18 protein-coding genes are annotated in these 20,994 nt (G+C 67.7%); 7 read left to right on the plus strand and 11 right to left on the minus strand.

The window, feature by feature from the left end:
* Nucleotides 1-75 precede the first annotated feature (75 nt).
* Together QRN34_RS14280 and sbcB are read right to left on the minus strand one after the other, a co-directional pair.
* Nucleotides 76-762 (minus strand): DUF2461 domain-containing protein, encoded by a 687-nt coding sequence (locus QRN34_RS14280; RefSeq protein WP_285405395.1) that lies wholly within the window; start codon nt 760-762, stop codon nt 76-78.
* 6 nt (nt 763-768) lie between these two features.
* Nucleotides 769-2,193 carry an exodeoxyribonuclease I gene (gene sbcB, locus QRN34_RS14285; RefSeq protein WP_285405396.1) on the minus strand — a complete coding sequence of 475 codons (1,425 nt, stop codon included), beginning with the start codon at nt 2,191-2,193 and terminating at the stop codon, nt 769-771.
* A gap of 76 nt (nt 2,194-2,269) precedes the next feature.
* Here sbcB and orn point away from each other — a divergent pair, with 76 nt between their 5' ends.
* The 5 genes from orn to QRN34_RS14310 all read left to right on the plus strand — a co-directional run bounded on the left by orn (nt 2,270) and on the right by QRN34_RS14310 (nt 6,425).
* Nucleotides 2,270-2,842, plus strand: a complete 573-nt coding sequence (gene orn, locus QRN34_RS14290; protein ID WP_285405397.1) for an oligoribonuclease — start codon at nt 2,270-2,272, stop codon at nt 2,840-2,842.
* A complete protein-coding gene (folP, locus tag QRN34_RS14295) occupies nt 2,839-3,738 on the plus strand; it encodes a dihydropteroate synthase (RefSeq protein ID WP_285405398.1) in 900 nt (299 codons plus the stop codon). Before orn ends, folP begins: the two co-directional genes overlap by 4 nt.
* 77 nt (nt 3,739-3,815) lie before the next feature.
* Entirely contained in the window at nt 3,816-5,219 is a 1,404-nt protein-coding gene (gene glmM / locus QRN34_RS14300) for a phosphoglucosamine mutase (protein WP_285405399.1), read from the plus strand.
* 16 nt (nt 5,220-5,235) lie between these two features.
* Nucleotides 5,236-6,171: a 2-oxoglutarate and iron-dependent oxygenase domain-containing protein gene (locus QRN34_RS14305; RefSeq protein WP_285405400.1), complete on the plus strand. Its 936-nt coding sequence runs from the start codon at nt 5,236-5,238 to the stop codon at nt 6,169-6,171.
* 71 nt (nt 6,172-6,242) lie between these two features.
* The gene (locus tag QRN34_RS14310) at nt 6,243-6,425 is read left to right on the plus strand and encodes a hypothetical protein (RefSeq protein ID WP_285405401.1); all 183 of its coding nucleotides are present in this window, start codon (nt 6,243-6,245) and stop codon (nt 6,423-6,425) included.
* 107 nt (nt 6,426-6,532) lie between these two features.
* On the opposite strand, the gene QRN34_RS14315 is transcribed toward QRN34_RS14310, so the two are convergent.
* The 5 genes from QRN34_RS14315 to QRN34_RS14335 all read right to left on the minus strand — a co-directional run bounded on the left by QRN34_RS14315 (nt 6,533) and on the right by QRN34_RS14335 (nt 12,573).
* Nucleotides 6,533-7,429 (minus strand): DMT family transporter, encoded by an 897-nt coding sequence (locus QRN34_RS14315; RefSeq protein WP_285405402.1) that lies wholly within the window; start codon nt 7,427-7,429, stop codon nt 6,533-6,535.
* 71 nt (nt 7,430-7,500) lie between these two features.
* Nucleotides 7,501-9,639, minus strand: coding sequence for an AsmA family protein (locus tag QRN34_RS14320; protein WP_285405403.1), 2,139 nt, complete (start codon nt 9,637-9,639; stop codon nt 7,501-7,503).
* 136 nt (nt 9,640-9,775) lie between these two features.
* Entirely contained in the window at nt 9,776-10,540 is a 765-nt protein-coding gene (locus tag QRN34_RS14325; RefSeq protein WP_285405404.1) for a siderophore-interacting protein, read from the minus strand.
* On the minus strand, nt 10,537-11,157 hold the full coding sequence (locus tag QRN34_RS14330) for a PadR family transcriptional regulator (protein WP_081916663.1): 621 nt from the start codon (nt 11,155-11,157) through the stop codon (nt 10,537-10,539). Before QRN34_RS14330 ends, QRN34_RS14325 begins: the two co-directional genes overlap by 4 nt.
* Nucleotides 11,158-11,607: 450 nt before the next feature.
* The gene (locus QRN34_RS14335; protein WP_285405405.1) at nt 11,608-12,573 is read right to left on the minus strand and encodes a thioredoxin family protein; all 966 of its coding nucleotides are present in this window, start codon (nt 12,571-12,573) and stop codon (nt 11,608-11,610) included.
* Nucleotides 12,574-12,690: 117 nt separating this feature from the next.
* Between QRN34_RS14335 and QRN34_RS14340 the strand changes: the two genes are divergently transcribed.
* Nucleotides 12,691-14,208 carry a fumarate hydratase gene (locus tag QRN34_RS14340; RefSeq protein WP_285405406.1) on the plus strand — a complete coding sequence of 506 codons (1,518 nt, stop codon included), beginning with the start codon at nt 12,691-12,693 and terminating at the stop codon, nt 14,206-14,208.
* A gap of 181 nt (nt 14,209-14,389) precedes the next feature.
* On the opposite strand, the gene QRN34_RS14345 is transcribed toward QRN34_RS14340, so the two are convergent.
* The 4 genes from QRN34_RS14345 to QRN34_RS14360 all read right to left on the minus strand — a co-directional run bounded on the left by QRN34_RS14345 (nt 14,390) and on the right by QRN34_RS14360 (nt 20,038).
* Nucleotides 14,390-15,436, minus strand: coding sequence for a hypothetical protein (locus QRN34_RS14345; RefSeq protein ID WP_285405407.1), 1,047 nt, complete (start codon nt 15,434-15,436; stop codon nt 14,390-14,392).
* Nucleotides 15,433-17,802 carry a phosphoketolase family protein gene (locus QRN34_RS14350; protein ID WP_285405408.1) on the minus strand — a complete coding sequence of 790 codons (2,370 nt, stop codon included), beginning with the start codon at nt 17,800-17,802 and terminating at the stop codon, nt 15,433-15,435. Before QRN34_RS14350 ends, QRN34_RS14345 begins: the two co-directional genes overlap by 4 nt.
* 124 nt (nt 17,803-17,926) lie before the next feature.
* Entirely contained in the window at nt 17,927-18,823 is an 897-nt protein-coding gene (locus QRN34_RS14355) for a restriction endonuclease (protein ID WP_285405409.1), read from the minus strand.
* Nucleotides 18,824-18,994: 171 nt separating this feature from the next.
* Nucleotides 18,995-20,038, minus strand: coding sequence for an HDOD domain-containing protein (locus tag QRN34_RS14360; RefSeq protein WP_285405410.1), 1,044 nt, complete (start codon nt 20,036-20,038; stop codon nt 18,995-18,997).
* Between the two features lie 80 nt (nt 20,039-20,118).
* Here QRN34_RS14360 and QRN34_RS14365 point away from each other — a divergent pair, with 80 nt between their 5' ends.
* The gene (locus tag QRN34_RS14365) at nt 20,119-20,985 is read left to right on the plus strand and encodes a pseudouridine synthase (protein ID WP_285405411.1); all 867 of its coding nucleotides are present in this window, start codon (nt 20,119-20,121) and stop codon (nt 20,983-20,985) included.
* Nucleotides 20,986-20,994 lie beyond the last annotated feature (9 nt).

Consider the following 20,994-nt stretch of genomic DNA (forward strand, 5'->3'; position numbering starts at 1 on the left):
CCGGGCAGCCGGATTCACGTGCAAGGCCCGATGCTGCCGCGAGACGATGTCGCGCACATGCGTGCGCTCCTACACTCAGAATTCCAGTTCCTGCGCCGCGCACAGGTAATCGACCATCGGCGCCAGTCGCTTGAAGTTGTCGACGATGAAGGGCAGCAGCTCCGGCGAACAGGCCATGGCCTCGTCGAAATTTTGCCCCGCGGCGAAGTTCTTCCGCTTCAGGTCGGCAATCAACTCGTGGTTGGGATCGAACCCGCGGGGCGGCCGGGTCAGGCTTTCGCCCCAGAAGCTGAAGCGTTCCTGGAAGGCCTTGCCGTGCGTGGCGCGCTTCCATGCATCCGGGTTGTCGGCCAGGAAGTCGCGTAGCTTTTTCAGCACCGGCGGCTCCGGGTGCCACATGCCGCCACCGACGAAGCACTCGCCCGGCTGGATGTGCACGTAGAAGCCCGGCGCCTGGATCTCGTGGCGGCGCTCGTGGAAGAAGCGCGAGCCCTGCCAGCCCTTGTACGGCTGCTTGTCGTTGGCGAAACGCGTGTCGCGGTGGATGCGATACAGCGAGCCGCCCACTTTGCGGGTGTCGGCACGGTAGTTCGGGCTGATCTTCTTCAGCGGTGCGTCCAGGTCGCCGATCAGGCGCAGGAACGGTTCGCGCACGTGGCGCTCGTAGTCCGGTTTGTGGTCCTGGAACCACTCGCGGTTGTTGTTGCGCATCAGCGACTTGAAGAAACGGAACGTGGCGGGCGTGAAATAGGTGGGCGGCATGGGTCTTCAGAGCAGTTCGTGGCCCCACGCTTCCAGCTGGTCGAGCAGCGGCAGCGGGGCACCGGGTTGGGCACGGAGCGTGGCGAGTTCGAGGCGGTAGTCGTCGAGCGTAAGCGTGGTCAGCGGGCCGTGGCGCGTGAGCCGGTCGATGCGGAAGGCCTCCCAGCGCGCGTGTTCCTGGACGGTCAGGCTTTCCGGCCAGTTGCGCGCGCGGTAGCGGAACAGCAGCTCCGGGTAGCGTGGATCGCGGAACGGGAACGTGCGGGTGCCCAGATGCTCCGGCGGCGTGGCGCGCACGTCGGCCAGCAGGCGGCGGTCCGCATCCGGCAGGAATGCACCATAGAGAGCCAGTTCGGGGTCTTCCGCCGGGGCGTGCGTGGCGGCATGGCCGTAGACACGCCGCAGCTTCTCGGCCAGGCCGTCGGCGTGGCGCAGCGCCTCCAGGTGGCGCGTCACCGCCTCCATGTCCAGGCCCAGCCGCGCGTGGTCGGCGCCCTTGAGCACCGACAGCGGCGCCAGGGCGGGGGCGTGGTTGGCCTTGATCGTGCGCAGGGCGATACGCTCCACGCCCTCGGGCAGGTCGGCGCGCGAGGTGAACACGCGGTCGGCGATGTCGCCGTCGTCCAGTGCCAGCAGGTCGGCCGGGTCGGCGCCGAGGTCGTACACGATGATCTCGCCCGTGCGCGCCGGATGCATGGCCAGAGGAGCGATGACAGTCAGGCACTGGCGGCTGGCCGGATAGCGCGAGGACACGTGCACCACCGGCGTCATCGCCGCCACGTCGAGCAGTTCGAACACGCGCTGCTTGCGGCGCAGGGCGAAATACCAGTCCCACAGCTTCGGCTGCCGCTGGCGGATCAGGCGGGCCAGGGCGATCAGCGCCTCCACGTCCGACAGGGCGTCGTGCGCGCGGTCCTGTTTCAGGCCGTTGGCGGCGGCCAGGTGCTCCAGCTTGAAGCTGGGCGTGCCGTCGTCGCGGGTGGGCCAGACGATGCCCTCCGGGCGCAGCGCCTGGCACAGGCGCACCAGGTCGATCAGGTCCCAGCGTGAATTGCCGTTTTCCCACTCGCGGCCATATGGATCGTAGAAATTGCGGTAAAGAAGGTGGCGGGTGAATTCGTCGTCGAAACGCAGCGAGTTGTAGCCCACCGTGCAGGTGCCCGGCAGGGCCAGCTGCTCGTGGACGGCGGCGGCGAATTCGGCCTCGCGCAGGCCTTCGCGCTCGGCCAGCTGCGGCGCGATGCCGGTGACCAGGCAGGCGCCGGGTTGGGGCGGAGTATCCCGTGGCGGCCGGCAGTAGATCATCAGTGGCTCGCCGACGATCTGCAGGTTGGCGTCGGTGCGGATGCCGGCGAACTGGCTGGGACGGTCCCGGCGCGGATCGATGCCGAAGGTTTCGTAGTCGTGCCAGAAGAAGGTCGGTTCGGCCATCGCAATATCATCGCATGGGTCGACCTCCTTTCCACGCGCGCTGCCGCTAGACTGCGCGATACCCGAAGGAGCTCCCATGACGCCAGCGCACGAAGACAACCTCATCTGGATCGACCTGGAAATGACCGGTCTGGACACGGACAACGATTCCATCCTGGAGATCGCCACGATCGTGACGGACAAGGACCTGAACGTCCTCGCCGAGGGCCCCGTCTTCGCCATCTCGCATGCGGACGCGCGCCTCCAGCAGATGGACGCGTGGAATCGCAACCAGCACATGCGCTCGGGCCTGTGGGGCCGCGCGGTGGAGTCGGACGCGGTGCCCGGCGAGGCGGAGACCGCCACCATCGAGTTTCTTCGCCAGTGGGTGCCGGCGGGCAAATCGCCCATGTGCGGCAACTCCATCTGCCAGGACCGTCGTTTCCTGCATCGCGAGATGCCGCGGCTGGAGCGTTTCTTCCACTACCGCAACCTCGACGTATCTACCCTGAAGGAGCTATCACGCCGCTGGTCGCCGGAGATCGCGCGCGGCTTCAACAAGGATTCCGCACACACCGCGCTGTCCGATATCCGCGATTCCATCGAGGAACTGCGTCATTACCGCCGCTTCATGGGCCCGCTGGGCGGCCCGCAGCAGGCCGGCGGATGAACCCCTTCGCCACCTCGCTGGACTGCAACGGGCGCGCGCTGCTCCTGGACCGTGCACGCGTGGTCGGCATCGTCAACGCCACGCCGGATTCCTTCTCCGATGGCGGCAGCCACGCCACCCTCGACGCCGCCTATGCGCATGCGCTGCGGCTGGTGGAGGAGGGCGCCGACATGCTGGACATCGGCGGTGAATCCACGCGGCCGGGCGCCGCGGAGGTCGACGCGGCCGAGGAAATCCGCCGCGTCGTGCCGTTGATCGAGCGGCTGGCCGCGGCGACCACGGTGCCGCTGTCCGTCGACACGTCCAAGCCTGAGGTGATGCGCGCCGCCGTGGGCGCCGGCGCGGGCATGATCAACGACGTGTTCGCGCTGCGCCGCGAGGGCGCGCTGGACACCGCCGCCGACCTCGGCGTGCCGGTGTGCCTGGTGCACATGCAGGGCGAGCCGCGGGGCATGCAGGACGCCCCGTACTACGACGACGTGGTGGGCGAGGTGCACCGCTTCCTTACCGACCGGCTGTTCTCCTGCGAGCTGGCCGGTATCGATCGCCGCCGCGTACTGGTCGACCCGGGCTTCGGCTTCGGCAAGACCCTCGAACACAACCTCGCCCTGCTGCGGGCCACCGCCCGTTTCGCCGAACTGGGCGCGGGGGCCTATGTCGGGGTGTCGCGCAAATCCATGATCGGCCACCTGACCGGCCGGGACGACCCGCGCGAGCGTGTCTCCGGCTCGGTGGCGGCGGCCCTGGTCGCGGTGCAGCGTGGCGCGCTGCTGGTCCGCGTCCACGACGTGGCGGCCACGGTGGACGCCCTGGCCGTCTGGCAGGTCGTGAGCGCCGGCGACAGCGCCCCCCTGCCCGCGGCGCCGTCCATGCCGCGCTGGCCGGATGACGACTAAGGCCTAGTCCGTCCGGCCGGGCCGACCGTGGCCGCGCCGAGGAGTATCCTTTCGGTCCACGAAAGGAAGTGCCACCCATGAGCGAACGCAAATACTTCGGCACCGACGGCATCCGCGGCCGTGTGGGCACCTACCCGATCAGTGCGGATTTCATCCTGCGCCTGGGTCGTGCCGCCGGCGCCGTGCTGGCGCGCCGCCGTGGCACCGAGCGCCGCGTGCCTGGCGCCGCCGCGGACCGGCGCGACCCCAACCGCAAGGTGATGGTGGTGATCGGCAAGGACACCCGCGTGTCCGGCTACATGTTCGAAGCCGCGCTGGAAGCCGGCCTGGTCGCCTCGGGCGCCGACGTGCGCCTGCTCGGGCCCATGCCCACGCCCGGCGTGGCCTACCTGACGCGCTCGCTGCGTGCCGACGCCGGCATCGTCATCAGCGCCTCGCACAACCCGCACCAGGACAACGGGATCAAGTTCTTTTCCGCCCAGGGCGAGAAACTGGACGACGAGCTGGAAGCCGAGATCGAGGCCGAGCTGGAAGCCGACTTCGCCACCGTGCCCTCCGAGGCCCTGGGCAAGGCCAGCCGCGTGGACGACGCGGTGACCAAGTACGCGGAATTCTGCAAGGCCACCGTGGCCGACGAGTTCTCGCTGCGCGGGTTGCGCATCGTGCTGGACTGCGCCCACGGCGCCACCTACCACGCGGCGCCCAAGGTGTTCCGCGAGCTGGGCGCCGAGGTGTCCACCATCGGCGCGGAGCCGGACGGCCTGAACATCAACCGCGGCGTGGGCTCCACCGCGCCGGCGGCGCTGGCCCAGGCGGTGATCGAGCGCGGCGCGGACCTCGGCATCGCCTTCGACGGCGACGGCGATCGCGTGCGCATCGTGGATGCCGACGGCACCGTGACCGACGGCGACGACATGCTCTACGTCATCGCGCGCCACTGGCAGCGCAAGGGCGCGCTGCCCGGACCCGTGGTCGGCACGTCCATGAGCAACTACGGCCTGCAACGCGCGTTCCGCGCCATGGACATCCCGTTCCTGCGCGCCAACGTGGGCGATCGTTATGTGTTGCGCCAACTCAAGGAGCACGGCGGCATCCTGGGCGGCGAGACCTCCGGCCACGTGCTGTGCCTGGACCGCTTCACCACCGGCGACGGCATCGTGGCCGCGCTGGCCCTGCTGGAGTGCCTGGTCGAGGCCGGCGAGACCTTCGCCGAGGCCCGTGCCGGCCTGGTCAAGTTGCCGCAGACGATGGTCAACGTACGCATGCCGGGCGCCAAGGAGGCCCTGGGCAGCGAGACGGTGCGGCAGGCGCTGGCCGAGGTGGAAGGCGTGCTGGAAGGCCGCGGGCGCGTGGTGCTGCGTGCCTCGGGTACCGAGCCGCTGGTGCGCGTCACCATCGAGGCCGCCGATGCGGCGGAAGTGGAACGGCTGGCGGCGCGACTGGCCGAGGCCGTAAAATCGGCGGCCCAGGCAGCCGCCTGAACCACCCGGAAGCCGTATGAAGAAGGTCCCCACCCTCGATATCCGCCGCTACGACACCGACCGCGAGGCGTTCGTCGCCGAGCTGGGCGCGGCGTACCGTGAATACGGCTTCTGCGGCATCAGCGGCCACGGCATCCCCAAGGAAGCGATCGACGGGGCGTACGACGCATTCGTCCGCTTCTTCGCGCTGCCCGACGACGTCAAGCGCCAGTACCACATCCCCGGCGGCGGTGGCGCGCGCGGCTACACCCCGTTCAAGGTGGAAACCGCCAAGGACAGCCAGTTCGCCGACCTCAAGGAGTTCTGGCACATCGGGCGCGAGATCCCCCGCGATTCCGTCTTCGCCGACGTCATGCCGCCCAATATCTGGCCGGCGGAAGTGCCCGATTTCAAGGAAAAGGGCTACGTGCTGTACGACGCGCTGGACCAGCTCGGCGCGCGCGTGCTGCGCGCCCTGGCCCTGCACATCGACCTGCCGGAGCATTTCTTCGACGACAAGATCGATTCGGGCAACGCCATCCTGCGCCCGATCCACTACCCGCCGATCGTCGCCGACGACGTGCCCAACGAGCGCGCCGGCGCGCACGAGGACATCAACTTCATCACGCTGTTGGTGGGCGCGAGCGCCGAGGGCCTGGAGGTCCTCACGCGCGAAGGCGAGTGGCTGCCGATCACCACCGAGGGCGACGCCATCGTCGTCAACATCGGCGACATGCTGCAGCGCCTGACCAACCACGTGTACCCCTCCACCACCCACCGCGTGGTCAATCCGAAGAACGCCAACGCGCGCAAGCCGCGCTATTCGGTGCCGTTCTTCCTGCACCCGAATCCGGACGTGGTGCTCGACGTGCTGCCGTCCTGCGTCACCCCCGACAACCCGAAGCGTTACCCCGAGCCGATCACGGCGCACGAGTATCTTCAGGAACGTCTGCGCCAGATCAAGCTGATCTGATCACTTCTTAGCGGGTTTTTCACCGGGAGGTCCCCAGCATGGGAACCTCCCGGTCCCGTTCCGGAGTACCCATGAAGATGTCCCGCGCCCCGAAGATGTCCATCGCTCCGAAGATGTCCAGCGCCCTGAAAACGAACCGACCCAAGACTCGCGGCAACGCAGCGGCCTCACCGTCCCGCAAGCGCGAAACCATCCGCACCTCCGGCAAACGCGTCCGCCGCCAACGCACCATGCGCGCCCGCGGCCGCGCCTGACCGCCACCCAATTCCCGCTCCGCTGCCTATGTGTATGTAGGAGCCGACGATGTCGGCGATCGAGGTCGGCCATCCCGATCCCCTCAGGGCAAGGGCTCAAAGCCCCCTCAAGGCACCACCAGATCTGACGCCCCCGCCACCTCTCCCCGGTGCAGGAACGGATGAGCAAACACCGCGCCCAGGATGATCGCCACCCCCACGTAGAAGGCCCAGCCCAGCTCCCGCTGCTCCCCCAGCAACGGAATGGCCAGCAGGATCGCGTACACCGGCTCCAGGTTCGTCACCATCTGGGTCGCAAACGCCGTGAGATGCCGTAAGGCCGTCAGCGCCAACACGAACGGCAGCAGCGTGCACCCGTACGCCAGCAAGACGATCAGGACGCCGTCATGCAGATCCGGCACGGGAAACAGCGGGCCTGCCATGAACGGCGCCAGCAGGGTGAGGAACAGGGTGCCGCTGCCCAGCTCGATACAGGTCACGGTCAGCGCATCCGCCTTGTCCACCAGCCGCTTGTTCAGTGCGCTGAAAAACGCCACAAAGATCGCCGACAACACGCCCACCGCCAGGCCAATCCGCATCTCGCCCGGCACGCCGCCGGCCACCAGGGCCACACCGGGCACCACGGCCGCGCCGATCAACAGTTCACGCGCGTCGAAGCGCTTACCGGCAACCCAGGGCTCGACGATGGCCAGGAACGCCGGGCACAAGGCGATGCAGGTGGCGGCAACGGAGGCGTTGGCCAGCTTGATGGCGCCGTAAAAGGTCAGCCAGTGCAGCGAGACGATCACGCCGATGCCGGCGTAGGACAGCAACAGTCGAGGGGGCAGGGCACGCAGCGACCGCCACACGCGCGGAAGACACAGCAGCGTGACCGAGACCAGCAGCATGCGCCACCAGACCAGCGGCAGCGCCGCCAGGGTGATCAGCTTGCCGAGGATGGCGGTGACGCCCCAGAGCAGGACACAGAAGTGGATCTGTAGATGGGCTTTGCGGGCAGGGGTCATGGGGGAAGCTTGCCCGAAGCCTGGGGGACATCGCCAGCAGGACCCTGCGGTCGGCAGGGTCCTGGCTTATCTTATTTGCGGACGGCGGGTGCCTTCGGCGGGGTGCTGCGGATGTCGTCCAGCAGCGGCTTGCACTGGGTGGCATCGGCCTTGCCGCTTTCGGGAACGGCCAGTGCGGCCAGGGCGGCGACCGGGGCCGCGAACACGGCGAGCGCGGCGGCGCCGCCGGCACGCAGGATCAGCGGGCCGGCATGCACGCCCACCGACGGGTTCTTCATCGTGCCGTGCACGTACAGCGGCGAGCGCAGCGAGAACAGGCGGAAGCCCTTGGTATGCGGCACGATGTCGAGGTTGAGCTTCTCGGTCTTGAAGTCGATGTCGCCGGTAACGTTGATCAGCGCCTTTTCCGTATCGAACGCGAACAGCTTCGACTCCATGTCACCGTGCGTGGTCACCAGGTCCGCGGCCATGCAGTTGATCTTGACCACCTCGTCGCCGAACAGCTTGTTGACGGCATAGCTGCCCACGTTGAGGCCCGCCAACTCCAGCAGCGAACTGCTGATGGCGCCATCGTTGATCAGCAGCTTCACCTCGCCGTTGGAGCTGCCCAGCAGGGCGGCCGGGGAATTGCCGGTGGCCGTGAGCGAGGCATCGCCGTTGAGTTCACCGAAGCTGGTCTTCATCGGCTCGAAGCTCGGGAACAGCTCCTTCAGCTTCATGTGACGGGCGCCGAGATTGAAGCCGCCGGTCATCGGTGTCTTCGAACCGTCCAGCTTGATGTTGCTGCCCACAGTGCCGCCGGCCACGCCGAACTTCAGCGGGTCGAGGGTCAGCACGGCATTCTTCAGGACCAGGTGCGTGTACAGGTTGTCGATCGGCAGGCGCTCGCCGTGGACGATCTTCACCCCGGTGAATTCGACATCGGCGTCCATCGCGTTCCAGCGGTCCGTCTTGAACGGTTCCACCGGCAACACCTTGTCGTCGGGCTGCCTGACCGCATCGCCACGCTCGGTCTTTTCCTTGTTGGAGCCGCCGCCGATCAGCGGTGCCAGGTCGCTGAAGAGCAGCTGGTTGGACTTCAGCGCGCCGGTGAGGCTGGGGCGGGCGCCGCCGGTGTTGAAGGTGAGGCTGCCGCCGAGGTCGCTGCCGCCGACACGGCCGGTGAAATGGTCGTAGGTGAAAACACTGGCACCCTTTTTCAGGTTCGCCGTGAGGTGGCCTTCGGTGGCGTAAGGCGGGGTGTCCGGCAGGGTGACGCCGGTCAGGTCGTACAGGTGCGACATGCTCGTGCCCGACAACCACAGGCGGATATCCAGCGCGCCCATGTTGACCGGGTCGGTCAGCGTGCCGACGAAGGCGATATGCGTGTCGCCGAAGCGGGCATCGGCGGCCACGGGGAAGGGCCGGGTCGCGTCGCGCAGGGCCAGCACGCCACCGGTCTTCGCCGTGGCGGTCACCGTGGCCTTCTTGTAGGTGCCCTTGGCATCCCAGGCGAACAGGTAGACCTGCTTCTTCTTGGTCTCGTCGTTGCGGTCCTTTTCGTCCGCATCGCTCTTGGCCATCGTCTTCGCGCTGGCACCGGTGGTCTTCTTCGCCTGCGTGCGCGAGTCGGTCTCCTGCTGCGCCATGATCTGGTCGAACGGGATGCCCTTGGCCAAGGGGGTCACGTCGATGCCCATGACGATCTGGGTCTGCGCATCGTTGAAGTCGATGTGGCCCTTGTCGAACACGATGGCGTTGAGTTCCAGCTGCCATTCCGACGGGCCGGAGCTCTCGGGTAGCTTGAACGTCCAGGTGTCGTCGCCGTTCTTCACGCGCTGAAGGTCGATCTTCGGCTGGCCCAGGCGGATCTCCGGCACCACGATGCGGTGGGAGATGAGCGGGAAGGGCGACAGGCGGAATTGCAGGGAGTCCAGCGTGGCGAACTGCTTCGTCTTCGCCCAGTCCGGATTGGCCACGGTGATGTCACGCGCTTCGAAGTGGGGCCACGGGACGAGGCTGGTCAACCCGCTTTCGCCGGGCTCACGCGACCAGTGCGCGGAGAGGTCGCCGTTGATGGCGAAGGGGCGGCCGATGGCCTCGGACACCTTGGCGTTGATGGTCGGCTTCAGCCGGTTCCAGTCGAAGAACGCGATGAACAGGATGATCGCCACGATGAGCAGGATGACGATCCCGAGCACCCACGCCAGTATTTTCCTTCCACGCCGCATCGTTCAGCCTCCACTCCCATAACAGCGACAGAGTTAACGTGAAGGCCGACAAGGTTATGTGTTCATGACAGGGTGCGATTAAGGTTCGGGGGCCCGGCGTGGCCCCCGAGCACGATGGCGTCGCGCCGGTGCGGCCTCACTCGGCCTGCCAGTAGCCGGTCGCCTTGACCCAGTCCTTGTCGATGCCGCGCGTCTCCACCAGCAGGGTGCGGAGCTTGCGCGCCCGAGCGGATTCGACCGCCACCCACCAGAAGGTATCGCCGGCGGGGATAGGCAACACGGCCAGCATCTCGTCGAGCGACGGCGTGGACGCGCCACGGATGAACCAGTGCACGTTGCGGGCCAGTACCTGGCGTTCCTCGCCGGCCGCCACTTCCACCAGCACCGTGACCGGCGTGGTGGCCGGCATCTCTTCGAGCCAGCGGCCGATGGCCGGCAGTGCCGTTTCGTCGCCGACCAGCACGTAGTGGTCGAAGTCGTCGGGGACGATCATGGAACCGCGTGGCCCGCCCAGGCCGATCGTGTCGCCGACCCGCACCTGCTCGGCCCAGGTGGACGCCGGACCCTCGCCATGCAGGACGAAATCGATGTCCAGCTCGTTACGGGCCGCGTCGTAGCGCCGTGGCGTGTAATCGCGGGCGGGCGAGGGGGTGACGCCCTCCGGGTAGACGGGACCTTCCGGCGTCATCGTCGGCGCGTTGATCACGCCGCCTTCCACGGGGAAGAACAATTTCACGTGGTCGTCGGGCGAGGCGGTGACGAAGCCCTCCAGGTCGTCGCCGGTGAGGGTGACCCGGACCATGCGCGGGGAGAGGTTCTGCACGCGTGAGACCGTCAGGCGGCGTGCCTTGAGCGTATGGCGGACACGGGTGATGGCGTGGCGCGCGACGGTTCCGTTCATGCGTTGCGCTCCGCGATGGCCCGGGCCGTGGCCTCGATCAGCTGAGCGACCCGCTTGAGCTCGGCGTCGTCCCAGCCCTTGTGATGGTTGACGAGCTGGTGCTTCAGCGTGTGCATGGCCTCGCGCACCTCGTTGGGTACGCTCATCCGGCGCATGTGCCGGGACATCACCTGAAGGCGCTCGGTCAGGGCTTCCAGCGTGTCGCGGTTGTCGCGAAGGAAGGCGCTACCGGTTTCGGTGATGGCATAGAGCTTCTTGCCGCCGGTTTCCGCCTCGACCCGCGCATAGCCCAGTTCCTCGAGCATGGTCAGGGTCGGGTAGATGGCGCCCGGGCTGGGGCTGTACTGGCCTTCGAACATCTCCTCGATGGTGCGGATCAGCTCGTAGCCATGGCGCGGCTGTTCCTCGATCAGGGCCAGCAGCAGGAGGCGCAGGTCACCGTGGCCGAACATGCGCCCGCCGAAGCGACCGCCGCCGCGGCCACCGCGCATGCCGTCACCGCGATCGTCGAAACCGAACGGGCCGCCGCCGAAGCGACCGCCCGGACCCCCGCGGCCCATGGCCATGGCGGCCATCGTGTCGTGGAAGTGGTGTTTGGCGTGATGGAAAAAGTGCATGGGAGTACTCCAGATATATCGTACGTAGTGATCGTACGATATATCTTAAGAAACACTCGCGCAACCCACCGCCTCCCCCAAAGATGAAAGAGATGTAGGAGCGCACGCTGTGCGCGAAAAGCCAACAGCGCGATGACGCGGCACCGCACGTCCCCCGCGTAAGAGCGCACGATGTGCGCGACGGTTGTTGCCTTCCCGGTTTCATCATCCGAAGGGTTGAAAGGTTCGGTGGCGTCGAATCGTCTCAACTAGCAGCGGTGCGGCGTCTTCGCGCTGTTGGCTTTTCGCGCACATCGTGCGCTCCTACGCGCGCGGGGAGGGTGGTGAATTGCGGCGTCTTCGCGCTATTGGCTTTTCGCGCACATCGTGCGCTCCTACGCCCTCGCCCTGGGGGGGCGGCGAGACGCCCCCCCAGGGCGAGGGGTTGGCGGGTGCCGCTCGGCGTCTGGCTCAGCCGAAGGTGAAGGTGAAGGCGTGGAAATTGGCCTTGTCGATCTTGATGGTCAGCACGTGGTCCTTGTAGCCGTCACCGTCGAACAACGTGTAGAGCTGGCTCTTCTGCACGGTCACCGGGGCCATGGGCTTGCCGTCGACGGCGATCTGAAGGGTGACCGGGTCGTTGGCGCTGGCGACCATGTGAACCTTCTTCGCCTTGAAATGCAGGCGGATCTCGCCTGTCGGGCCGACCAGGGAGGCATTCTGGCGGCCGATTTCCCACTTGCCGACCAGGGCGAACTGGTTGAGCTCCAGGCGGGACGGGGCGGTGAAGTCGCGCGTGCCGGTGCTGTCGCCGCCGGCGCTGGCGTTGTTCTTGCTGCGCTCGCTGCCGAAATACATCTCCGGGGAGCCCAGCTGGCTGAAATCCGGGGCGTCCTTGTCGTTCTCGGTGCTGGCGGCCAGACGCGGCAGGCCGAGCAGCGTGCGGATGGCGTTTTCCATCTCGGCGTAGTTGCCCTCGCCGAAATGATGGGCCACCACGTTGCCGCGCTGGTCCACCAGATACTCGGCCGGCCAGTACTGGTTGTCCCAGGCGTCCCAGGTTTCCAGGTCGTTATCCTGGGCCACGGGATACTTGATGTTGTATTTGGCGATGGCGTCGCGGACGTTGGCGTCCTGCTTCTCGAAGGCGAATTCCGGCGAATGCACTCCGACGATCACCAGGCCCTTGTCCTTGTACTGGTCGTACCAGCGGGTGACGTGGGGCAGGGTGCGCAGGCAGTTGATGCACGAATAGGCCCAGAAATCGATCAGCACGACCTTGCCGCGCAGGCCCTTCATCGTCAGCGGCCTGGAATTCTGCCAGTTGGCGATGCCGGCGAACTCCGGCGCGGTCTGCGCCGCCAGGGCGGGCGTCGCGGCGGCCAGGGTGGTCACGGCCACCAGCAGGGCGAGGAAAACGGTACGTAGCTGACGCATGCAAACTCCGTTGTGCTTGGGGTACCCGGAACAGACCGGCCCATGGGCCGGCACCTTACACCGCCGGGTGCGCTAAAATCGCCGCTTTGCCAGCCGCCGCGAGCCAGCCGAAGCGCCATGACCTCGATCAAGCAGGACGACCTCATCACCAGCGTCGCCGACGCCCTCCAGTACATCTCGTACTACCACCCGGTCGACTACATCAGAAACCTCTCCGCAGCGTACGAGCGTGAAGAGTCGCCGGCGGCCAAGGACGCCATCGCCCAGATCCTCATCAACTCGCGCATGTGCGCCGAGGGCCACCGGCCGATCTGCCAGGACACCGGCATCGTCACGGTTTTCCTCAAGGTGGGCATGAACGTGCGCTGGGACGACGCCACGATGGGTGTCGAGGACATGGTCAACGAAGGCGTGCGCCGCGCCTACAACCACCCGGACAACAAGCTGCGCGCCTCCGTGCTGGCCGATCCGGCGGGCAAGCGTATGAACACCCGCGACAACACGCCGGCCGTGGTCAACGTGTCGATCGTGCCGGGTAACACGCTCGACGTGATCGTCGCCGCCAAGGGCGGCGGCTCGGAAGCCAAGTCGAAGTTCGCCATGCTCAACCCGTCCGACTCCATCGTGGACTGGGTGCTGAAGACCGTGCCCACCATGGGCGCCGGCTGGTGCCCGCCGGGCATGCTCGGCATCGGCATCGGCGGCACGGCCGAGAAGGCCATGCTGCTGGCGAAGGAGGCGCTGATGGAGCCGATCGACATCGTCGACCTGATCGCCCGTGGCCCGTCCAGCCGCGCGGAAGAACTGCGCCTGGAGCTGTACGAGAAGGTCAACGCGCTGGGCATCGGCGCGCAGGGCCTCGGTGGCCTGACCACCGTGCTCGACATCAAGGTGAAGGATTATCCCACCCACGCGGCCAACCTGCCGGTGGCGATGATCCCCAACTGTGCCGCTACCCGCCATGCGCATTTCGTGCTGGACGGTTCCGGCCCGGTGGCGCTCGATCCGCCGTCGCTGGAAGACTGGCCGAAGCTCACCTACGACGCATCCAAGGGTCGCCGGGTGAACCTCGACACCATCACCCGCGAGGACGTGCTCGACTGGAAGCCGGGCGAGACCATCCTGCTCAACGGCAAGCTGCTGACGGGGCGTGACGCCGCGCACAAGCGCATGATCGACATGTTGAACCGCGGCGAGACGCTGCCTGTGGACTTCACCAACCGCTTCATCTACTACGTGGGCCCCGTGGACCCCGTGCGTGACGAAGTGGTCGGCCCCGCCGGTCCGACCACGGCTACGCGCATGGACAAGTTCACCCGGCAGATGCTCGAGACCACCGGCCTGCTCGGCATGGTGGGCAAGAGCGAGCGCGGCCCCGCCGCGATCGAGGCCATTCGCGACAACAAGGCCGTGTACCTGATGGCCGTGGGTGGTTCGGCGTATCTGGTATCCAAGGCGATCAAGGCCTCGCGCGTGCTGGCCTTCGAAGACCTGGGCATGGAAGCGATCTACGAGTTCGAGGTCAAGGACATGCCGGTTACGGTCGCCGTCGACAGCGCCGGCACGTCGGTGCACGAAACCGGCCCGAAGGAATGGCGCTCAAAGATCGGCAAGATCCCCGTGGTGGTGATGTAACAAAGAACGCCCCGAACCCCCGCCGCGGCTGCACGCCAACACCGCGGTTGGTAGGAGCGCACGATGTGCGCGAAAAGCCAACAAGGCGAAGACGCGGCACGGCGTCGACTGCGACGCCTCTACGATGACGCGTTTAACGCAACGACGAGGCGAGCACCCTTTTCGCGCACATCGTGCGCTCCTACGTGGTGGGGGTGGGGGTGCGGGTCAGGTGGTGGGTGTGGCGGGCGATTTGTTCGTCTTCCTGCGTGGCCACGGTGCGTGAGGCGAAGTCGCCGATCCAGCGCAGGCCGGCGAGGATCGCGTCGCGGGTCACTTCGTCGTGTTCGCCGATGCCGCCGGTGAAGACGAGCAGGTCGATGCCGCCCAGCGACGCGACCATGGCGGCGACATGCTTGCGGGCGACATGGACGAACACGTCCTGGGCCAGCTTCGAGGCTGCACTGTCCGTGACGTGCAGCTTGCGCATGTCGCTGGTGCCGCCGGAGAGTCCTTTCAGGCCGGCCTCGCGATCGACCAGCGTCTCCAGCGCATCGGCGTCGTAACCGCGCTCGCGCATCAGGTACAGCAGCACGCCCGGGTCCAGGTCGCCCGGGCGCGTACCCATCACCAGGCCGCCGGTGGGGGTGAGGCCCATGGTGGTGTCCACGGAGCGACCGTCGCGGACGGCGCACAGGCTGGCACCGTTGCCCAGGTGCGCAATGACCACGCGCGACGGCAGGTCGTCGCCGAGCTGCCGCACGATGGATTCGTACGACAGCCCGTGGAAACCGTAGCGTTCGATGCCGCCCTCGCGCAGGTCCGCCGGCAATGGCAGGGTTTTCGCCACCGCCGGCATCGATGCGTGGAAGGCCGTATCGAAGCAGGCAACCTGGGACAGGCCCGGGAAACGCATCGTGCATTGCTTCACCAGCGCCAGTGCTGGCGGCACGTGCAGCGGTGCGAAGGCACACGCCTGTTCCAGATGTTCCATCATCGCCGCGTCTATCCGCGCGTGCTTACGCACGTTCGGACCGCCGTGCACGATGCGGTGGCCGATGGCATCGGGCGCGGGCAGGTCGTGTTCGCGCAGCGCCGCAAGCACGGCGGACAGGGGATCGTTATCCGCCGCGCCCTCGGCCTGCCCCGTCAACAGCGCCTCGCACCGATCGCCGTCGACACGATAGAGGCCGTATTTCAGCGACGACGATCCGGTGTTGAGCGCCAGCACGTGCCCGGGCCGGCTCACGCGGCGGTCTCCTCGGCCTTCCATTGCCAGTCGCGGACCTCGGGAAGATCCTGCCCGTGCTCGCTGACGTAGAGCTTGTGCCGCTGGATGTCGGACCAGTAGCGCTGCTCGGCCTTTTCGCGCTCGCCGGCCAGGCGGGGAATGCGCTTGATCGCATCCAGGGCCAGCTGGAAGCGGTCCATGTTGTTCAGCACCATCATGTCCAGCGCGGTCGTGGTGGTGCCTTCTTCCTTGTAGCCGCGCACGTGGATGTTGTCGTGGTTGTGCCGGCGATAGGTCAGCTTGTGGATGATGCCGGGGTAGCCGTGGAAGGCGAAGATCACCGGCGTGTCCTTGGTGAACAGGTCGTCGAACACGTCGTCGTCCATGCCGTGCGGGTGCTCGTCGGGCTGTTCCAGCGACATCAGGTCCACCACGTTGACCACGCGGATGCGGATGTCCGGCACGTACTCGCGCAGTAGCATCACGGCCGCCAGCACTTCGACGGTGGGAGCGTCGCCTGCGCAGGCCATCACCACGTCGGGGTTATCCACGCCGCGGCTGGCCCACTTCCAGATGCCGGCGCCGGCCGCGCAGTGGCGGATCGCGCTTTCGATGTCCAGCCACTGCCAGTCGGGCTGCTTGCCGGCGATGATGACGTTGACGTAATGGCGGCTGCGCAGGCAATGGTCGGCCACGGACAACAGGCAGTTGGCATCCGGCGGCAGGTAGATGCGCACGATCTCGGATTTCTTGTTGGCCACGTGGTCGATGAAACCCGGGTCCTGGTGCGAGAAGCCGTTGTGGTCCTGGTGCCACACGTGCGAACTGAGCAGGTAGTTGAGTGACGCGATCGGCGGCCGCCACGACATGGTGCGGGTGACCTTCAGCCACTTCGCGTGCTGGTTCATCATCGAATCGATGATGTGGATGAAGGCCTCGTAGCAGGAGAACAGGCCATGTCGCCCCGTCAGCAGGTAGCCCTCCAGCCAGCCCTGGCACTGGTGCTCGCTCAGCACCTCCATCACGCGACCGGCGGGCGACAGGTCTTCGTCCACGGCCTCGCGCCCGGCCATCCAGGTCTTGCCGCTGGCCTCGTACACGGCCTGCAGGCGGTTGGACGCGGTTTCGTCGGGGCCGAACAGGCGGAAGGTCTGCATGTTCTGGCGCATCACTTCACGCAGGAAGGTGCCCAGCACCGCGGTGGCGCCGGCCTTGTGGTCGCCGGGTGTGCGGACGTCCTCGGCGAACGTGTGGAAGTGCGGCATGTGCAGCTGCTTCAGCAGCAGGCCGCCGTTGGCATGCGGGTTCATGCCCATGCGGCGACGGCCAGTCGGCGCCAGCGAGGCGAACTCCTCGCGGAAACGGCCGCGCTCGTCGAACAGCTCGTGCGCGTCGTAGCTCTTCATCCAGTCTTCGAGAATCTTCAGGTGCTCGTCCGAGGTGAAGTCGGCGATGGGCACCTGGTGGGCACGCCAGGTGCCTTCCACCGGCTTGCCGTCCAAGTTCTTCGGGCCGGTCCAGCCCTTGGGGCTGCGCAGCACGATCATCGGCCAGCGCGGCCGCACGGCGTCCGCCGCATCGTCCTTGCGTGCGTCGTCCTGGATGCGCTTGATCTCGTCCAGGCAGGTGTCCAGCGCGGCCGCGAACGCTTGGTGCATCGGTTCGGGCTCATGGCCCTCGACGAAATGCGGCTCGTAGCCGTAGCCGCGCATGAGGTCGCGCAGTTCGTCCGGATGGATGCGCGCCAGCACCGTGGGGTTGGCGATCTTGTAGCCGTTGAGGTGCAGGATGGGCAGCACGGCGCCGTCGCGGGCCGGGTTGAGGAACTTGTTCGCGTGCCAGCCGGTGGCGAGCGCGCCGGTTTCCGCCTCGCCATCGCCTACCACGCAGGCCACCACCAGGTCGGGATTGTCGAATGCCGCGCCGAACGCGTGCGACAGCGAATAGCCCAGCTCGCCGCCTTCGTGGATGGACCCCGGCGTTTCCGGTGCGACGTGGCTGGGAATGCCGTACGGCCATGAAAACTGGCGGAACAGTTCGCGCATGCCCGCTTCGCTGCGGTCGATATGCGGGTAGACCTCGGTGTACGAGCCTTCCAGGTAGGTGTGCGCCACCACGCCGGGGCCGCCGTGACCGGGACCCATCACGTAGATCATGTCCAGGTCGCGTTCGACGATCACGCGGTTCAAGTGGGTGTAGATGAAGTTGAGGCCGCTGGTGGTGCCCCAGTGGCCGAGCAGGCGGTGCTTGATGTGCTCGCGCCGGAGAGGCTGCTCCAGCATCGGATTGTCGCGGAGGTAGATCTGGCCCACGGTGAGGTAGTTGGCAGCGCGCCAGTAGGCGTGCATGCGGCGTAGCAGATCGGGCGCAAGCGTCTCGGTCATGGAGGCTTCCAGGCGACGGGGGTCTCCCGGAAGGCTAGGCGCGTGGGGATTGCCCCGGCGTGAAATGAACCGCCTTCAGGAGCTTGCGGGCCGCGACCAAACGCCGCTCACGCCCGACGGGCGATCAATCGTGCGAGCCCAGCTCGCGGGTGCTGCGTTCGAGCACCGTCATGCCGTCCTCATGCAGGCGTGCATGGCGCGCGTCTTCGGATGGCTGACGCAGCCGCTCGCGCTCGGCGATCTCCTGCGAGACGGAGGGCCGGCCGGGCGAGACGGCTTTCTGGACGATGCCGGACGCGCCACTCAGCGGTGGCAGGGCCGGTGGGGCGGTGGGCTGCACGGCCACCGGCGATAGGGTGTGCACGGCATCGGCGGCGGATGCCGAGCCATAGGCGGATGGCGCCGCGCTGGCCTGGGGCGGGCCTTCCGCCGCGCTGCCCGGCGGCGTGGCGGGTGCGTCGTGGCGCGTGACCGTGCGCCAGACGAACAGGGCGAGCAGACCGGCGATGGCGAACGCCAGCAGTGCTGGTCCGAGCCAGGAGGGCACGCCCGTCGCACTGCGGCGCGGGGCGGCGGATAGCCGCTCGCCGCGCGCCGCCAGCGCCGTATCGGCGCGCTCGGGCAGCTTGAGCATCACGCGGAGCATGTCGCCGTCGACCAGTTGCAGCCGGGGCTGGCGGCGCATGAACGCCATGGCCTCGCGGCTGTAGCGGCCACGGGTGACGAACACGCCGCGGCTGGCGGCTTCGTTGAGCATGTTGCCGAGCAGTCCGTTGACGTCGGCCAGTTGCACTTCCTCGGCGTCCCAGTGCTTGCACTGGACGAGCACGGTCTCGCTGCCGCGGCGCAGGCGCAGGTCGATGCCGCCTTTCGGGACCTGCAGGGGGCGGGAGGCGTTATGGCGCTCGACGTGGTAACCCTGGCCACGGTAGTACTCGGCAAGCAGGTGCTCGAAATCCTGCCAGATGAGGCGCGCGAGGGCATCGCCTCCGGTGGACGGAGTCTGTCGTGCCGCAAACATCGTTCTGGAGCGTCCTGCCGGGGGAATCAGGCCGATATTATACCCGGTCGGCGATGGCGGTATCCGCGTCCATCAAGCGGTCCATCGCGCGCGCGGCCTCTGCGTCGCAGGCGTCCGGGCGCACCACGACGCACACGGCGTGGGTCATGTCCACGTGCACGGTGACGAGGGTCAGGCTTCGGCCGTATGCGCGGTGCGCACGAACGCCTGACAGTCGACGAGCCGGGCCTGCGTGAAGGTCGGATCCGGGCCAGCCAGGAGGACGGCGTCGGCCTCGGCAAGGCCGTTCTCCGCCAGCACGTCCAGCATGGCCACGCGGCTGGCGGCGAGCAGTGCACGGCCCAGGGGCGTGCGTGCGCCTGCGTCGGCCGGGTCGGCGCGTTCGGCCAGCGCCTGGACCACCCGCGAGGGGAAATCCCAGTGGCGTGCCGCGTGCAGCGACAGGCGCTCCATCTGCTGGGCCACCGCCGCGACGAAACGGCGGCTGTAGGCAGGCGCGGCCGGGCCGTGTTTGTCCAGTTCGGCAAGGATGGCCTGGGCGCCGGTATGGCTGACCAGTCCGGCGAGGAACGATTCGAACGGATCGCAAGTGCCTTCACCCAGGTGCGCGCAGGCGCGGGCACAGCGCTCGGCGTGCTCCCACAGGCGATCGCCCGCCTGCTGCGCGGCGCCTTCGCCGGTGCGCAGGATGGGGCGCATCACCAGTTGCATGACCACGCGGCGGAGGCCGTCGTGACCGAGCAGGGTGATCGCCTGGGGCAGTCCCGTCACTGCCTTGGCCGGCCGGAAGAACGCGCTGTTGGCTACGCGTATGACTTCGCCGACCAGCACGGTATCGCGCGCCACCTGCTCGGCCAGCATGCGGCTGTCGCTGGCGTCGTTGCGCAGCGCGCGCATCAGCTGCGGCACCACGGCAGGCAGGCGCGGCAGCAGGGTCACGTCGAAGCGCTCGCCGCCGAAGGCCTCGCGCAGGCGACGCAGGAGCGTCTGCTCATGGGCACTCATGCCCGGGTCCGGCGAGCATGCTGCGCCCAGTACCAGGCGGTAGAAGCGGTCTTCCACCTCGTCGGCCGGGAGCGCGCCGGCCGGGGCATCGACGGGCGCGACCGGGGTGCCGACGGCGACGGGCGCCACGGGCATGGACAAGGCACGCGCGTCCATCGCGGGAGCGACGCCACGGTTGCCGAACAGCTTGCGGAAGAACCGGCCGATCACGGATGCCTCTGGGGAGGGGAGGTAAGACGTACAGTATATGGCGGCCGCGTCACGAAGGACTTGAGCGATACACTCTTGCGATGGAAGCGCTCCCACCCAGCCGTATCGTCCTGCCGCGCGGTGCCTGGCCGTCCGTGCTGGATTTCCTGTGCGAACGGTTTCCGGCGATCGGTCGCGAGGCATGGATCGAACGCATGGCGCGCGGGGCGGTCGCGGTGGACGGTGTGCCCGTGGACCGGCTGACGCCTTACCGGCCCGGCGGCGTACTGACCTACCACCGCGAGGTGGCCGACGAGCCGGTCATCCCGTTCGTCGAAGGCATCGTCTACGCCGACGACGATATCGTGGTGGCCGATAAACCGCATTTCCTGCCCACCATGCCCGCCGGCCGTTTCGTCGAGCAGAGCCTTTCCGTGCGGCTGATGCGTCGCCTGGGCAATCCCGCGCTGGTGGCGCTGCACCGCCTGGACCGGGGCACGGCGGGGCTGGTGGTGTTTTCGGCGCGGCCGGACACGCGCGATGCCTACACCCGGCTGTTCCGCGAGCGGCGCATCGTGAAGACCTACGAGGCGCTGGCGCCGCCGCTGCCGGGCGTGGCCATGCCGCATGTGCGGGAAAGCCGGGTCGAGCGGGGCGAGCCGTTCTTCCGCGTGGCCGAAGTGCCGGGCACGGCGAACGCGTGCACACGGATCGAGGTGCTGGCGCGTGGCGCAACGGTCTGGCGCTACGGCCTGCAACCGGTCACTGGTCGCAAGCACCAGTTGCGCGTGCACATGGCGGCCTTGGGGGCGCCCATCCTGGGCGATCACGTCTACCCGGACCTGCGCGACGAGCCCACCGGTTTCGACCAGCCACTGCGCCTGTTGGCCCGCGAACTCCGCTTCGTCGATCCGCTGACGGGGCAGGAGCGGGCGTTTCTAAGCAACCTTTCACTCGATCTTCCGTAGCGGCGGGCG

This window comes from Luteibacter sp. ME-Dv--P-043b, assembly GCF_030209605.1.
Classification (GTDB): Bacteria; Pseudomonadota; Gammaproteobacteria; order Xanthomonadales; family Rhodanobacteraceae; genus Luteibacter.